Source organism: Campylobacter sp. US50a (assembly GCF_004379015.1).
Lineage (GTDB): Bacteria > Campylobacterota > Campylobacteria > Campylobacterales > Campylobacteraceae > Campylobacter_D > Campylobacter_D jejuni.
This window is the reverse complement of sequence record NZ_RYYJ01000111.1, coordinates 1-239: the sequence shown is the minus strand read 5'-3', so window position 1 is coordinate 239 and position 239 is coordinate 1. Positions and strand designations below refer to the sequence as shown.

General features: G+C 38.5%; 1 protein-coding gene. It reads left to right on the top strand.

The features are described 5' to 3' along the window. Positions 1-239: glycine zipper domain-containing protein (locus ELQ11_RS09840; RefSeq protein WP_134225311.1), on the top strand; the 239-nt coding region annotated here is incomplete at both ends.

Below are 239 nucleotides of genomic sequence, written 5' to 3'. Positions count from 1 at the left end.
CGTATTGCCGCAGGTGCAGCAACTGGAGCAGCTATAGGCTCGAGCTTTCCTATTGTTGGGACAGTGGTGGGTGCAGTAGTGGGAACACTTGTGGCGGGTTTTATTAATGATCGGATTTTTGGCGATGAAGATGAGGAATTAAAAAAACAAGAAGCCAAAGAAAAATATTTAGAGGAAAAATTAGATGAAAAAATGCACAAAATCATCAATTATCTCATCACTCATCAATATATAGAATT